This window comes from Acinetobacter sp. TTH0-4, assembly GCF_015602665.1.
In the GTDB taxonomy this organism is placed as follows: Bacteria; Pseudomonadota; Gammaproteobacteria; order Pseudomonadales; family Moraxellaceae; genus Acinetobacter; species Acinetobacter albensis.
Map to the genome: position 1 here is coordinate 2504585 of NZ_CP059079.1, position 13155 is coordinate 2517739.

Annotated in this window: 14 protein-coding genes; 7 read left to right on the forward strand and 7 right to left on the reverse strand. The window is 39.7% G+C overall.

Features of this window, described 5'->3' with window-relative positions; all coding sequences use genetic code 11:
- Positions 1 to 105: 105 nt before the first annotated feature.
- The 5 genes from asd (at position 106) to truA (ending at position 6032) form a co-directional block, all read left to right on the forward strand.
- Entirely contained in the window at positions 106 to 1224 is a 1119-nt protein-coding gene (gene asd, locus H0S58_RS11695; protein WP_092718391.1) for an aspartate-semialdehyde dehydrogenase, read from the forward strand.
- 142 nt (positions 1225 to 1366) lie between these two features.
- The gene (locus H0S58_RS11700; RefSeq protein ID WP_195726598.1) at positions 1367 to 2833 is read left to right on the forward strand and encodes a FimV family protein; all 1467 of its coding nucleotides are present in this window, start codon (positions 1367 to 1369) and stop codon (positions 2831 to 2833) included.
- A 66-nt stretch (positions 2834 to 2899) separates the two neighbouring features.
- Positions 2900 to 4207 carry a hypothetical protein gene (locus tag H0S58_RS11705; RefSeq protein WP_195726599.1) on the forward strand — a complete coding sequence of 436 codons (1308 nt, stop codon included), beginning with the start codon at positions 2900 to 2902 and terminating at the stop codon, positions 4205 to 4207.
- Between the two features lie 45 nt (positions 4208 to 4252).
- Positions 4253 to 5221, forward strand: coding sequence for an asparaginase (locus H0S58_RS11710; protein WP_195726600.1), 969 nt, complete (start codon positions 4253 to 4255; stop codon positions 5219 to 5221).
- Between the two features lie 13 nt (positions 5222 to 5234).
- Positions 5235 to 6032 (forward strand): tRNA pseudouridine(38-40) synthase TruA, encoded by a 798-nt coding sequence (gene truA / locus H0S58_RS11715; RefSeq protein ID WP_195726601.1) that lies wholly within the window; start codon positions 5235 to 5237, stop codon positions 6030 to 6032.
- Between the two features lie 121 nt (positions 6033 to 6153).
- On the opposite strand, the gene H0S58_RS11720 is transcribed toward truA, so the two are convergent.
- Positions 6154 to 7167 (reverse strand): AraC family transcriptional regulator, encoded by a 1014-nt coding sequence (locus tag H0S58_RS11720; RefSeq protein WP_092718404.1) that lies wholly within the window; start codon positions 7165 to 7167, stop codon positions 6154 to 6156.
- A gap of 229 nt (positions 7168 to 7396) precedes the next feature.
- Between H0S58_RS11720 and infA the strand changes: the two genes are divergently transcribed.
- Positions 7397 to 7618 carry a translation initiation factor IF-1 gene (gene infA, locus H0S58_RS11725; protein WP_001284370.1) on the forward strand — a complete coding sequence of 74 codons (222 nt, stop codon included), beginning with the start codon at positions 7397 to 7399 and terminating at the stop codon, positions 7616 to 7618.
- A 54-nt stretch (positions 7619 to 7672) separates the two neighbouring features.
- Here the strand turns inward: infA and H0S58_RS11730 are convergent, their stop codons facing one another.
- A complete protein-coding gene (locus tag H0S58_RS11730) occupies positions 7673 to 8035 on the reverse strand; it encodes a lysozyme inhibitor LprI family protein (protein ID WP_195726602.1) in 363 nt (120 codons plus the stop codon).
- Between the two features lie 220 nt (positions 8036 to 8255).
- On the opposite strand from H0S58_RS11730, the gene H0S58_RS11735 reads away from it, so the two are divergent.
- Positions 8256 to 8657: a hypothetical protein gene (locus H0S58_RS11735; RefSeq protein ID WP_195726603.1), complete on the forward strand. Its 402-nt coding sequence runs from the start codon at positions 8256 to 8258 to the stop codon at positions 8655 to 8657.
- Between the two features lie 72 nt (positions 8658 to 8729).
- On the opposite strand, the gene leuB is transcribed toward H0S58_RS11735, so the two are convergent.
- From leuB to H0S58_RS11760, 5 genes are all read right to left on the reverse strand, one after another.
- The gene (gene leuB, locus H0S58_RS11740) at positions 8730 to 9809 is read right to left on the reverse strand and encodes a 3-isopropylmalate dehydrogenase (RefSeq protein WP_195726604.1); all 1080 of its coding nucleotides are present in this window, start codon (positions 9807 to 9809) and stop codon (positions 8730 to 8732) included.
- Positions 9810 to 9852: 43 nt separating this feature from the next.
- A complete protein-coding gene (locus H0S58_RS11745; protein ID WP_053578841.1) occupies positions 9853 to 10416 on the reverse strand; it encodes a hypothetical protein in 564 nt (187 codons plus the stop codon).
- A gap of 106 nt (positions 10417 to 10522) precedes the next feature.
- Positions 10523 to 11173, reverse strand: coding sequence for a 3-isopropylmalate dehydratase small subunit (gene leuD, locus H0S58_RS11750; protein WP_053578842.1), 651 nt, complete (start codon positions 11171 to 11173; stop codon positions 10523 to 10525).
- Positions 11174 to 11192: 19 nt separating this feature from the next.
- Positions 11193 to 12626 carry a 3-isopropylmalate dehydratase large subunit gene (gene leuC, locus H0S58_RS11755; protein ID WP_092718414.1) on the reverse strand — a complete coding sequence of 478 codons (1434 nt, stop codon included), beginning with the start codon at positions 12624 to 12626 and terminating at the stop codon, positions 11193 to 11195.
- A gap of 301 nt (positions 12627 to 12927) precedes the next feature.
- Entirely contained in the window at positions 12928 to 13119 is a 192-nt protein-coding gene (locus tag H0S58_RS11760; protein WP_195726605.1) for a hypothetical protein, read from the reverse strand.
- Positions 13120 to 13155 lie beyond the last annotated feature (36 nt).

Sequence of the window (13155 nt, forward strand, 5' to 3'; positions counted from 1 at the left end):
TCCGCTCAAGAATATTGATGTTTTCGTTGTGTAGGTCTTGCAGTTGTGGTCGCTTTTGATACACTCAAGCCCCCTTTTATTTTTTACGTACCGAGGCATAGTGGCATGAAAGTAGGTCTGGTCGGTTGGCGCGGGATGGTTGGTTCTGTCCTCATGCAACGTATGGTTGAAGAGAATGATTTTGCTCATTTTGAGCCATTCTATTTTTCTACCAGTAATGCTGGTGGTCAATCCCCTGCATTTGGTGGTAAGACTGCACCAGCACTTATGGATGCATCAGACATTAATAGTCTGAAGCAAATGGATGTCATTATTACCTGTCAAGGTGGTGACTACACTTCTGAAGTTTTTCCAAAACTTAAAGCGGAAAACTGGAAAGGTTACTGGATTGATGCGGCATCGACCTTACGTATGGATGATGAAGCGATCATCGTACTTGATCCAGTCAACATGCATGTCATTAAAGATGGTTTAGTCAATGGAACTAAAACATTTGTCGGTGGCAACTGTACTGTTTCATTGATGTTGATGAGCATGGGTGCACTTTACCAAAACAACTTGGTTGAGTGGATGACTGCTATGACCTATCAAGCTGCATCAGGTGCAGGTGCGCAAAACATGCGCGAGCTGATCACAGGAATGGGTTATTTATATAATAATACCAAAGATTTGCTAGACGATCCGCGCTCTCCAATTTTAGACATTGACTCTAAAATTGCTGACTTGCAACGTGGAGAAGGTTTCCCTGCTGCCAACTTTGGGGTTCCTTTGGCGGGTTCACTGATTCCATACATCGACAAACAACTTGATAATGGTCAATCAAAAGAAGAATGGAAAGCGCAAGTTGAAACCAACAAAATTTTAGGTAATCAACAAATTGTCCCTATTGATGGTCACTGTGTTCGCATTGGTGCAATGCGTTGTCATTCTCAAGCATTAACGTTGAAACTGAAAAAAGATGTGCCACTAGATGAAATTGAAGATATGATTCGTCAATCCAATCCATGGGCTAAAGTCGTACCAAATACGCGTGAAGCATCAATGACTGATCTTACGCCTGTTGCAGTCACAGGGACTTTAACTGTTCCAGTGGGTCGTTTGCGTAAACTCAATATGGGTAAAGAATACCTAGGCGCATTCACAGTGGGCGATCAATTACTTTGGGGTGCAGCAGAGCCATTACGCCGTATGCTTCGCATTTTAATTGAGTATCAAAATTCTTAATTTTTGAATTTAAGAAAATGAAAAGCCGGTCAAAATTGATCGGCTTTTTTGTGTATTCTTTATGTTAATATTTTACAATACCTGTATATCTCGCTAATCTACAACTTTCGCTATGCGATAAAAAACCGAGCTAAAGATTAAAATGACCGCATATAACAAATTAAAGATCGCCATTTTAGCCATTATTGCTTCGCAGAATATTTATGCGATTACTATTGATCCGATTCAAATCCAGTCTGCACCAGGCGAATTACTGTATGCCGAAATGAATTTTCGCCAAGCTGATCCGACTGCACAAATTCAAGCCAGTTTAGCCACGCTCGAGGATATTACAACCTTAGGCGTAGTCCATCAGCCGCCTGGACATCTTAATTTTTTTACCCGTCGAGATGGTGCAGGTAATGGTGTGATTACCATCACTTCTTCCCGTCCACTGACCGATGCCGAATTGAATATCATCATTAAGATTCAAGAAGGCAAGGCTACGCGCTTACAACATATCAAAACGCCTTTAACACGCATTACGGCATCCAACAAGACACGCTCTTCAACCAATGAAAAAGCCTTAAACCCAATTAGCATTGTCAGTGAAAAAGAGATTGCGTTGCAATTACCTGAAAGTACGCAATATCAGATAGAAAAACAAAAAATAGTATCCTCTCAACCATTTGAAGCACCATTAACGCTACAACAAGCAGCGCCACCGCGTTTAAATACCACGGTTTCAGCACAGGCCAATGTGCCTCAGCCCCAAGCCCTTTCTACCAATCAAGTCATCGCAAATAAAGCAGCAACAGACAAAACAACAGCAGATAAAATCACAACAGATAAAAACGACACACTGACAACGCAGAAGAATACGGTCAGTGCTTCAGTGAAATCACCTCAACCGCACACCTCGGCAGATCCCTTAGTGAGGAAATATGCGGAAACTTCAGCACAAGATGTTGCAGTTAAGCGTGTAATACCCTCCAAACAGAGTGCGAATAAAGCTTCAGAGCAAAGCACCGTCAAACCCAAAATACAAGCGTCAAAACCTACAGGTCAACCTGCTCATGCACCTCAAAACAGTCAACATGTAGTACGATCAAATGAGTCTCTTTGGGCAATCGCATCACGCGTAGCCACTGCGCAAAACCGTCCAATTAATGAAGTAATGAAACAAATTCAGGCCAATAATCAGCATGCCTTCATTCAAGGTGATATCAATCGCTTACGTCGTGGCGCTGCTTTAAATCTGAATAGCAATCTTGATGCAAAAGAAAAGTTCAAAGTCAGCACCAAAACTCAAGCGAAAATCCCCCAACATCAATCAGGCAAAGCCAAATATCGTTTAAATCAGGCCGAAATGAGCTTGGTGGCAGAGAAAGAACAAGACTCTGCGAGTGGTTCTGCTAAAAAGAACACAGAAATGAAGCAAACTTCGAATGAATTATCATTAAAAGTTATGACATCACGGGAAAAAACCGTTAAATTACAGAGCGACGTAACTCAACTAGAAATGGGTTTACGTCATAAGGATCACAGAATTCAATTATTAAATGCTCGTCTTGCCCAATTACAACAACAGTTGAAAACACAGCAAGTCGAAAAAAAGCCAACACATTAACGTGTTATACAATATGATTTTTGGATGGGTTTTATTGATAAAACTCAATCTTGCAAGGGGTAAAACATGCTGATTTATGTGATTCCGTTTATCTTGTTATTAGTGATCGCAATTGTCTTAAAAAAGCGTGAAGCAAGTAAACAAGCAGAACAAATGTCTACAGCAAAAGCCAAGACGAAAGGAAAAAAAGTTAGTTCCACTAAAAAAACACCACAAAAAACTCAAATTGTGGCCGATCCGATTATTGAAAAGAAAAAAACCACACCACTCTCTCAAGATCAGCGAAATAAAATTGAAAGTCTCATCGCTGAACGTAACTTTTTTTCTGCAGAAGCGCAAATTAATCAGGCATTAAATAAAGACAACTCACAGCATGAACTCTATTTATTGTTACTCGATCTTCACATTTCACAAAAAGATGAGTTTGCGATTAACCAACTGATTAATCATTTACGTTCATTGGAACTGGATGATTTTTTTACACAAGCGCAAGCAAAAAGAACAGCATATGATCAAGAAACAAAGGGTTCTATAGATAGTACTGGCTTCCAGCCACAGTTCAGAGCAGCAACTTCTGCTGAACCAAAGCGTACTGATGATTTTGATGCACTGATGAGTTCATCTACATCCTCTGTAGCAAAAAATACCCCTTCTTTTGAGCAATTGCAGCAAGATGTACAGTCAACACAGACCGAATCTGTCAAAAACATCGAGCCTCTCGATTTTAATGATTTTTCGTTCACTCCAACTTTTGATTCTGTAAAAGCTAAAATGCCAGAAACGGTTGAAGAGATTAAGCCTGTAGACTTTAGCAACCTTTCTTTAGAACCCCAACCTGCTTCACCTCCACAACCAGAACTCGCTCCAGTAGAGGATATTCAACCTCTAGATTTTTCTTTTAGTGTCGAAAACTCCCTAGAGCAATCTTCTACAACCGTTATAGCTAAGCTTACGCCTGAATCTGAACAAAATGAAACACCAGAATTCAATTTTAATTTTTCAAATACAGATACTTTAGCCACAACCGAAGTACCAGAAATTATTCACCATCATCAGCCAAATTTAGAATTTAATTTAAATACTCTTCCGACTGAAGCAACGCAATTAGATATAGCATCTGAACAAAATTTAGATGAGCACTTTGATCTACCCACTGCCAATCTCGTTCAAATCAATCCTAATGATCCGCTGGCTCAATCTTTCCCAGAGCTTGTCACTAGCAATGAACTAAGTATAAATTTAGAGTTAGCAGAACAATATATTTTGTTAGGGGCAGCTGAAGCTGCTCGTGAATTATTAACGGAAAATGAGCCTGAATATACAACCACACAACGCTTACAAGCAGATGAACTACTTAAGCAGATAGCTTCTTAAGTTATTTCGTTTTATGATCAAGCAGTCTTTATAGGCTGCTTTTTTATGATGAAAAAAATTGCTTTAATTTATATGGGTGGGACGTTTGGTTGTTTTGGTGAACCACTCACTCCGATGCCCGCAGAAAAATTTATTCCGTTACTACAACACGCTCTTCCGCAACATTTAAATATTGAGTGCTTTGTCGCTCCTGTGATGAAAGACAGTAGCGCCTGTACCGCAAATGATTGGCTACAACTCATTCAAATGATTCAAAGTTTACAACTTGAACATTATCAACACTTTGTTATTATTCATGGTACCGACACCTTAAGCTATGCAAGCGCGGTGCTGGCACGTTTTATGGGACAATCTGCACATATTGTACTCACAGGCAGCCAATATCCTTTACTCGATACTTCGGGTACACATCCTCGAGAATTTACTGATGCAACAGATAATCTCAATTTTGCTTTAAATGCAGTAACACAGACACCTATGGGTGTATATTTGGCTTTTCATCAAAAGCTGATTCACGCTCAAACTGCACTTAAACGACATAGTACTGAGCTAGATGCTTTTACAGGCTCAACTTTAAACCATCCTATTGCGCTTATTCAGCACAGCTCTGCAGTACAAGAACAAGATCTTGAGAAAGCTAAAAGTTTTAGTTGCTTAAGCTTAATGTGGCAACCCTTAGATCTCAATCAGCATATTAAAACCTTTAAAAACTTAAACGTGAATCCGCCTCATTTTTTAATTTTACAAGGCTTTGGTGTAGGAAATATTGCCAGTAATTCTGAAATGATTGAAGCTCTTCAACAACTACAACAGAATAATTGTCTCATCATTCTCACCACCCAAGTTCCTTTTGGAGCAATCAACCATCAATATGCAATTAGCCAATGGTTAAAAGACAGTCAAATTGTTCGTGGCGACGCGCTTGGACATGCAGATCTTTATGCAAAAGCACTAAAAATGTATTTACAATACGATAGTACCGAAGAACGGTATATGCATTGGTATGATGAATAAATTTGAGGTAAGTATGCAACGTTTTGCAGTGGGTATTGAGTTTTGTGGAATTCACTACAGAGGTTGGCAGACTCAACAATCTGGTGTACCAAGCGTGCAAGAAACGATGGAGAAGATCTTAAGTAAAGTCGCAGATCACCCCATTAGCCTTCAAGGTGCAGGTCGTACTGATGCTGGTGTACATGCGACCAATATGGTGGCTCATTTTGATACTTCAGCCATTCGCCCATTACGTGGCTGGCTTATGGGCGCAAACAGCACTTTACCGAAAGACATTGCCATCCAATGGATTAAAGAGATGGATCATGACTTTCATGCGCGTTTTAAAGCACAATCTCGGCGTTATCGTTATGTGGTCTACAATTCGCCGAGTCGTCCTGCACTACTCTACAAACAAGTCACTCATGCCTACTATCCACTTGATGTCGATAAAATGATTGAAGCGGCCAAAAGGTTTGAAGGTACTCATAATTTTGAGAGTTTCCGTGCTGCATCGTGTCAATCCAACCAGCCTGTTCGACATGTCAGTCATTGTCGTTTAATTCGTCATGGCTGTTATTTAGTACTCGATATTCAAGCAGATGGTTTTTTACACCATATGGTGCGTAACATTATGGGATGCTTACTTGAAATTGGACAAGGAATGTATGAGGTTGACCATATTGAGCATATTTTTGCAGCAGAAGATCGTAAAGCTGCTGGGGTAACTGCGCCACCTGACGGTTTATACTTTATTCAAGCTCACTATCCTGAAGAGTTTGATTTGCCTAAAGCACCTTTGGGACCTCACTGGTTAAATATGCCTGACTAGCTCAGCTAATTCCTTTTTAAATCGAGAACTCCATCTTAAAATACGTTGTTCTGCTTTCTAGTCAAAATAAGTTAAGACCTCCAAATAAAATGAGGTTATTAACTTAGATTAACTTAAAAAATTATTGTCGTTGTTTACGTTTTCTATATTCGACCGGCGTTTCATTGGTCCATCGTTTAAATGCTCGGTAAAATGTACTTGGCTCGGAAAACCCTGTTAAATATACAATTCGTTCAACACTCTCGCTGGTGTTAGCCAATAATTTTTTTGCTAAACGACAACGATAATCTGAAAGAATTTGTTGAAAACTGGTATTTGCCTCACTTAACTGTGTTCTTAAACGACGAGGAGTGATATTTAAATGCGTTGCTACAGTTTCTAAAGTTGTTTCGCCACTTTCAAGCGTTGAACCAATTGCACGACGAACCTCCCCCACCAAATCGTAGCGTGCAAGCTCTTGTAATTTTTCAATTGCCAATTGCTCATGTAACTGTAATAGCTCTGGTTCTGCTTGCCATAATTGATAATCTAAAATGGCAGGATCAAAATAAAGGCGAGTTTCTTTTTGTCCTAAACTGACAGGACATTCATAGACGCGAAAATATTCATCATCAAAAGCGCCTTGACTAAAGTTAAAATCGATATAAATCGGGTCGAAACGCCCTTCAGTAATAAATTTAAAAAAACGTAAAATACCAGACATCGCACATTCAGAAAAATGACGATTGACCAAATGATCCGCCCAGCGCCCTTGTTCACCATTGGTTAAATAACAACGATCATCTTCAATCACCAATTTGGCATGGAAGGCATCACTGATAAGGCGTTGATAAGCCAAAGCACGTTTGAGCCCCTCACCAAAATTTTCACTCGAAATAAACAAGTGTTCAATCACCTGTCCACGATATAAAGGAAGATGTTCGCCCAAATGTAAACCAATATCTGGGTCTTTACTGACCTCTTCTGCCGCGACCCAAAAAGCATATTGGGCGTTCAGTGGAGTACGATCGTTGGTTCCTACCTGACTTAAGGCAACCCCAGCTTTTGTTAAAATTTCTTCCGTTGGTAAACCAGCACGACGAATCGCTTGGTAACCCAATCGTAAAACTACCGATGCATCCGTTAACTGACCCACGCAATGACCTTCCTTGTATGTTCTTCATTTATACTTAAAAAGATTAATTTTAGATTAACTGCGATTGACCGAACTGACAACAGATCAATACACTTTTTTGTAGAATATTTTAAAACGCGTGTTCGCTTATTTAACTGACAGATGATCGGTAGACGGCCCATTCCACCTTGTTTTATACAAAAAAATTGACTATAATTTGCCCCTTTCCAATTTGATCATCAGGTAGGCTATGGCCAATAAAGAGGAACTCATCGAGTTCGAAGGCGTTGTCACCGAAACGCTTCCTAATACTATGTTCCGTGTACGTTTAGAAAACGGTCACGAAGTGATTGCACACATCTCTGGTAAAATGCGTAAACATTATATTCGTATTTTAACGGGTGATAGTGTCAAAGTAGAAATGACACCTTATGACTTGACTAAAGGTCGTATCACTTATCGTGCGCGCTAAGTTTTAGCGAAAGCAGAAGCCACTTTCCAGTGGCTTTTTTTATCTGATTAAAAACTAGTTTAATGCCTTGGTTTTACACCCTATCGTTTGACATTCACGTAAGCGCTCTCTAAGCCAGTTATTACGTTCTTGGGTTGTACTTAAACGACATTGCACATCAATTGTTGTATCAACTGTACATTCCGCATCACGCTGATGAATCCAAGCCAATTGAGATTTTTTCAAAATATTTTTTTGCTTGTCTGAGAGTTTTCCACGCAAAGCCTGATAATTTTTATTTAATTCAGTATCTGCACTGGCATAAATTTTATTTGTACAATACACATCATCATAAGTATTACGTGCATTTTCACAATTATCAGCGAATACAAAACCAGAGCACAAAATACTGCTTAATATCAAAACTAATTTTTTCATGGTTTATCCCTCAACATTTTTGTATTTTTAAAATTCATTTTCTTAGATCGTCTAAGCCAAATATCTTCCATCAAATATTAAAAATTGTCATTATGTTTTAAGCAACTCTCTTACACAGTTCTAAGTTTCATTTCTTAACCTCATGACCACCTATCGAATAACAACATTTCTATCCATAAGAACACGATAAAATCATATTTTGCTTCAATGGAGAAAGGTCATGTCTTTTTTTCACTCCGTTGTTTTTATTATAATGCTGAGTGGGTTGTATGGTTGTGCTCATTCACCGACGATTAGCCCCCAACAGCGTGATCTTTATCTAGAGCAATTTATTGGACAAAGTAGTCAGCAGATTCAAGCCAATTTAGATTTGACACGTTTAGGTTATCAACAAATTCAATCTGCTACTGTGACGCCAAACCGAATAACCTATACTGTTATTCGTCCTATTGCGATTCCACTCTCTATTCCCCAAAGTATTGCAGGATCACAACCCGGAGCTGTGCCAATACAAGTTAATTCCAATCCTGAGCGCTACGATGTACATTTACAATGCATGATTGTTTTTACTTTAGAAAATCAAATTGCAAAATCGGTTCATTACACGGGTCGTACTTGCTAAAAATGATTTACTAAAAATCAGGTCACAAAAAAACGCAGCTCAAATGGGCTGCGTTTTAAGCAAAGTTGAGGATTAGTTCAAGGCTGTAACCACAGCTTGACCCATTTCAACCGTACCGACTTTGTTCATTCCCTCAGACAAAATGTCTGCTGTACGTAAGCCTTGGTCTAGAACCTGACCTACAGCATCTTCAATGGCTTGTGCTGCTGCTTCTTCACGGAAAGTATAACGAAGCATCATTGCAACGGAAAGAATGGTCGCCAAGGGGTTTGCAATGTTTTGACCCGCAATATCTGGTGCAGAACCATGACAAGGCTCATACATGCCTTTACCATTTTCATCAAGTGATGCTGATGGCAACATGCCAATCGAACCTGTCAACATCGCCGCTTCATCTGACAAAATATCACCAAACAAATTTGAGGTTACCATCACATCAAATTGTTTTGGTGCGCGAACCAATTGCATTGCAGCATTATCGACATACATATGCGATAAATGAATATTCGGATATTCTGCTTCTTTCATCGCAGTGACTGTTTGTTTCCAAAGTTCAGTGACTTCAAGTACATTGGCTTTATCTACAGAACAAACTTTGCCACCACGTAGTGTTGCCATTTCAAATGCAACTTTGGCGATACGTTTAATTTCAGATTCTGAGTAAACATCAGTGTTATACCCTTGTTTCTCACCATTTTCCAACTCACGGATACCACGAGGTTGACCAAAATAAATCCCTCCCGTCAATTCACGCACAATCAGAATATCTAAACCAGAGACGATTTCTGGTTTTAAGCTTGAAGCATCGGCAAGTTGTGGGTATAAAATTGCTGGACGAAGATTGGCAAAAAGATTAAGTTCGCTACGGATTTTAAGTAAACCGCGTTCTGGACGAATCGAACGTTCAATGCTGTCCCATTTAGGCCCACCGACAGCACCGAGTAAAATTGCATCGGCTTTTTTTGCTTGCTCAGCCGTTACCGTTGGATAGGGTTCACCATGGGCGTCAATTGCAACACCACCCAATAAACCTTGCTCCCAAGTCAAACCTAGATTGAATTTTTCATTAACGCGTGTGAGTACTTGTTCAGCAGCTTTAATAATTTCAGGCCCAATGCCATCACCCGCTAAAATCAAAATATGTTTTGACATGAGATTTTCCATAATAAAAATCAGTCTCTGGACTGATAAAGAATTAAATTTTTCGTTCTACAAACTCACCTAAGCCATTCAGGACATTATAGGGTTTGCAGAAACGCCGAATAGTTTTTTGTTCCTGTTGCAGCTCTACACACAAAGGATCCGGTGCAGAGACATCCAACAAATTCCCTGCATGCTTGATACGATTACGGTACATTTTAAAAGTGTAGCTTTTTTGAGCACCGAAATTATGAAAGACATGCAAGGTTTCAGCACGATCTGGCGATACAGGATAAAAGCGAATCACCAGTTCATGCTGGCCAGCAGGTACAGACAAAGACAAAGGATTGGGATCATTCAAAGATTTGGATTGTAGACGTACAATTCCTTGCTGAATGGCTTCAGAATTTAAACGATGATTGAGAGCATCAACAATTTGAGTTCTGTTGAAACGCTCAAATTCACACTGTTCTGTTCCCGCACAGAAAATCAAAGCATTTAATTTGCTTGATTCTGTTTCTCCGACATTTTTAACCCGCATTGTATCGATAGTTTGGCATGCACTTACTGATGCAACCATCAGCCCAAATACAGCCAATCGAGCGTAAATGTTTATCATTGTTCGAACCTAACCCCTGCCAGTTAAAACCAACTAAATATTTTTATGGATTTGATATTAACAAGAGTTAGGCTCTGATACTACTTAGAGCTAAAACTTCAACGCATTAACCGCGAATTTCTTGGAATACCCACGGGCGTGATTGCTTGGTTTTGGTTTCATAAGCACAAATATCTTCTGAGGCTTGTAAAGTTAAACCAATATCATCTAAACCATTGAGCAAACAATGTTTACGAAATGGATCAACCTCAAATTTAAAAGCGTCACCCTGAGAAGTTCGAACCTCTTGCGCTTCTAGATTAATGGTTAATTGATAACCTTCAGTCGCTGCACATTCTTTAAAAAGCTGATCAACAATGTCTTCCGCCAAAATGACGGGCAACATCCCATTTTTAAAACTGTTATTGAAAAAAATATCGGCATAACTGGGTGCAATCACAGTACGAAAACCATACTCTTCCAAAGCCCAAGGTGCATGTTCACGACTTGAACCACAACCAAAATTGGCTCGTGCCAACAATACAGACGCACCTGCGTAACGTGGCTGGTTCAAAATAAAATCAGGATTAATTGGACGCACTGAATTATCTTGCCCTGGATAACCTTCATCTAGATAACGTAATTCATCAAATAAATTTTCGCCAAAGCCTGTGCGTTTGATCGACTTTAGAAACTGTTTTGGAATAATTAAATCGGTATCGACATTGGCACGGTCTAAAGGTGCAACAATACCTTGTTCAATGGTATAAGCTTTCATATTTTGCTCCTAGTCCCAATTAGAATGAACGAACATCAACGAAATGACCTGCAATCGCTGCGGCAGCAGCCATGGCTGGACTGACTAAATGCGTACGCCCGCCATTGCCCTGACGACCTTCAAAGTTACGGTTCGACGTAGATGCGCAGTGTTCACCTGGCTGTAATTTATCTGCATTCATGGCTAAACACATAGAGCAACCCGGTTCACGCCACTCAAAACCTGCAGCCAAAAAGACTTGATCCAAGCCTTCCGCTTCCGCTTGCTGTTTGACTAAACCAGAACCTGGAACCACCATGGCTTGTTTAATCGAACTGGCCACTTTACGCCCTTGAATCACTTCAGCAGCAGCACGAATATCTTCAATCCTTGAATTGGTACATGAGCCGATAAAGACACGGTCTAATTGAATATCAGCCAAAGCTTGACCTGCATTTAAACCCATATATTGATAAGCACGTGTCCAATCATTACGCTGTACGTCATCTTTGGCTTGTTCTAAAGTAGGTACAGCTTGGGAAACAGGAATGACCATTTCAGGTGAAGTTCCCCAAGACACTTGTGGCTCAATCAGTTCACCCTGCAATACCACTACAGTGTCGAAATGGGCATCTTGATCAGAATGTAAAGTGTTCCAATATTCTACTGCAGCGTCCCATTGTTCACCTGTAGGTGCATAATTACGACCTCTCACGTATTCAATGGTTTTTTCATCGACCGCAACCATTCCAACTCGTGCACCCGCTTCAATCGCCATATTACAGACTGTCATACGTCCTTCAATCGACATATCACGAAACACTTGTCCACCGAATTCGATGGCATGTCCTGTACCACCCGCAGTTCCGATTTTACCAATGATGGCCAAAACCACGTCTTTGGAAGTCACGCCTTGACCTAAAACCCCGTCTACCCGAACCAACATGTTTTTCATTTTCTTTTGCACTAAACACTGAGTTGCCAATACATGTTCAACTTCAGATGTTCCAATGCCATGTGCCAAACAACCAAAAGCACCATGCGTAGCTGTATGTGAGTCACCACAAACCACCGTCATACCCGGTAAAGTTAAACCTTGCTCAGGCCCCACCACATGCGCAATCCCTTGACGAATATCATTAATTTTAAATTCAACGATATTAAAAGCATCACAGTTATCATCCAAGGTTTGTACTTGAATACGTGAAGTCTCATCTTCAATTCCTGCAATACCTTGATCACGCTCCGCTTTTGAGGTCGGTACGTTATGATCAGGCGTCGCAACATTGGCACTTAAACGCCAAGGTTTACGACCCGCAAGTTGCAGACCTTCAAAAGCTTGTGGTGAAGTAACTTCATGTAATAAATGACGATCGATATAAAGTAAGGCTGAACCATCATCGCGTTGTTTAACCAAATGGTCATCCCACAATTTGTCATATAAAGTCTTTGCTTTTTGGGTATTGCCTGCCATGTCGACGCGCTCCATAGAACTGGGTAATGCTTTTATTGAATTTGATTATAACGGTCTATTCACATAAATCTAATTTATCATTTTTATTAGTTTGAAAACTTTTTGGAATAGTTTTTAATCCGAGAATATCCATGAATTCTCAAACTGACCCAGTTATATTTCATAAAAAGTTTCTTCATTCAGACAACTATAAACCGATATGAATCAGCCTATATTTTCATCATGAAAATGCTTAAATTAAAAATAAAAATCTAAAAAAACAAAAGCAGCTCAAAGTCTGCCTTTATCTAGGTTTTGAACGTTAGGTCGATCTATTTTCTTTCACGTGGATTAGATCTTCAATCGCTTTAAGCAACTCTGCTTTGGCTTTACCACAATCGGCGGCAGCTTGATTTTCATCATTCTCATCTTCAGCCAACTCATACACAGCAGTCCGTTTTTCCACTGCACCTTCAAACAGATCGAGAAGATATTTGATATGTTTAATGTCCATGCGCTTCATCCTTAAAAAATCTATTTTTATTCAAAG

What these genes read in the sequence shown, in the direction of transcription:
- asd (WP_092718391.1), top strand. Translation starts at nt 106, where the DNA reads ATGAAAGTAGGTCTGGTCGGTTGGCGCGGGATGGTTGGTTCTGTCCTC.
- H0S58_RS11700 (WP_195726598.1), top strand. Translation starts at nt 1,367, where the DNA reads ATGACCGCATATAACAAATTAAAGATCGCCATTTTAGCCATTATTGCT.
- H0S58_RS11705 (WP_195726599.1), top strand. Translation starts at nt 2,900, where the DNA reads ATGCTGATTTATGTGATTCCGTTTATCTTGTTATTAGTGATCGCAATT.
- H0S58_RS11710 (WP_195726600.1), top strand. Translation starts at nt 4,253, where the DNA reads ATGATGAAAAAAATTGCTTTAATTTATATGGGTGGGACGTTTGGTTGT.
- truA (WP_195726601.1), top strand. Translation starts at nt 5,235, where the DNA reads ATGCAACGTTTTGCAGTGGGTATTGAGTTTTGTGGAATTCACTACAGA.
- infA (WP_001284370.1), top strand. Translation starts at nt 7,397, where the DNA reads ATGGCCAATAAAGAGGAACTCATCGAGTTCGAAGGCGTTGTCACCGAA.
- H0S58_RS11730 (WP_195726602.1), bottom strand. Translation starts at nt 8,035, where the DNA reads ATGAAAAAATTAGTTTTGATATTAAGCAGTATTTTGTGCTCTGGTTTT.
- H0S58_RS11735 (WP_195726603.1), top strand. Translation starts at nt 8,256, where the DNA reads ATGTCTTTTTTTCACTCCGTTGTTTTTATTATAATGCTGAGTGGGTTG.
- leuB (WP_195726604.1), bottom strand. Translation starts at nt 9,809, where the DNA reads ATGTCAAAACATATTTTGATTTTAGCGGGTGATGGCATTGGGCCTGAA.
- H0S58_RS11745 (WP_053578841.1), bottom strand. Translation starts at nt 10,416, where the DNA reads ATGATAAACATTTACGCTCGATTGGCTGTATTTGGGCTGATGGTTGCA.
- leuD (WP_053578842.1), bottom strand. Translation starts at nt 11,173, where the DNA reads ATGAAAGCTTATACCATTGAACAAGGTATTGTTGCACCTTTAGACCGT.
- leuC (WP_092718414.1), bottom strand. Translation starts at nt 12,626, where the DNA reads ATGGCAGGCAATACCCAAAAAGCAAAGACTTTATATGACAAATTGTGG.
- H0S58_RS11760 (WP_195726605.1), bottom strand. Translation starts at nt 13,119, where the DNA reads ATGGACATTAAACATATCAAATATCTTCTCGATCTGTTTGAAGGTGCA.